Annotated in this window: 1 protein-coding gene; it reads left to right on the forward strand. The window is 44.9% G+C overall.

The genetic code is table 11. The features are described from left to right. The first annotated feature begins 176 nt into the window (after positions 1–176). Positions 177–1,037, forward strand: a complete 861-nt coding sequence (locus tag AACR11_RS00115; RefSeq protein ID WP_017818817.1) for an IS5 family transposase — start codon at positions 177–179, stop codon at positions 1,035–1,037. Positions 1,038–1,190: the final 153 nt, after the last annotated feature.

Genomic DNA, 1,190 nt, shown 5'->3' on the forward strand with positions numbered 1-1,190 from the left:
TGTGAAAGACGCACTTTTAACTCAGAGTTTAAGCTTGAATGCGCTCAGTTGGTGCTTGACCAGGGCGGACTTACAAAGAAACTTGCGAAGCAATGGGGGCTTTGTTGCGTAATTCGATGAAACTAAATCAGGAAGTTACGATCTGATCGGCTACATCAGTTAATCATCGTAGCCTTATGCCGAAACCTTGTTACAAAACAACTAACTGGAAACAGTACAACAAAGCCCTAATCAATAGTGGTTCACTCACTTTCTGGATTGATGAAGAAGCTATAAGCGAATGGAAGCAAAGCAAACAGAACAAGCGCGGCAGGCCTCGTCAATTCAGCGACCTAGCCATTACTACCGCACTGATGGTAAAACGCGTTTTCTCTATGCCATTGAGAGCGCTGCAAGGTTTTCTAGACTCCGTATTTAAGCTGGCTAACATACCGCTTATTTGTCCGAATTACACCTGTATAAACCGTCGAGCTAAGGAAGTTGAGGTTTCATTTAAAACCAAAACTAGAGGCGTGATACAGCATCTGGTCATCGATGCCACTGGTCTCAAGGTTTATGGCGAAGGTGAATGGAAGGTCAAAAAGCATGGTACTGATGGGAAGCGCAGAGTCTGGCGTAAGCTACATTTAGCAGTGGATACTAGCACCCACGAAATAGTCGCAGCAGAGCTGAGTTTATCGAACGTTACCGATGCCGAAGTGCTTCCTAACCTACTAAAGCAAACACGTCGAAAAATCATTGAGATATCAGGTGATGGCGCTTATGACACAAGACATTACCATGATTCAATACGTATAAAGCGAGCGGTTCCGCTCATCCCGCCAAGGGAAGGAGCAGCCTTCTGGGAACAAGGACATCCTCGCAATCTGGCGGTAGGTTGCCATAAGCGCTCGCTCTCAGAGACAGCAATGTATCGGGTAAAACAGTTGTTAGGTGGGAAACTAAGCCTAAGAAATTACAACGCTCAGGTTGGCGAGACTTACGCTATGCTCAAAGCGTTGAACAAGATTACAGGGCTTGGTATGCCTGAAACTTAGTGTATTGTTTAAGTATCAATCAACATGGGGCAGCCATGTCTTCTCACTTAATTAAGCAACAAAGCCAAGAAATGACAGCAGAAATGCGTGAAGCTGGACTACCTATTTAATTCTTAAATAAAGTGAGCCGGTGAATGATGTTTGCGAGCCCGT

This window comes from Vibrio sp. L85 (assembly GCF_963871815.1).
Taxonomy (GTDB): Bacteria; Pseudomonadota; Gammaproteobacteria; order Enterobacterales; family Vibrionaceae; genus Vibrio; species Vibrio harveyi.

Coding starts and splice junctions, on each gene's coding strand:
- AACR11_RS00115 (WP_017818817.1), top strand. CDS start 177: ATGCCGAAACCTTGTTACAAAACAACTAACTGGAAACAGTACAACAAA.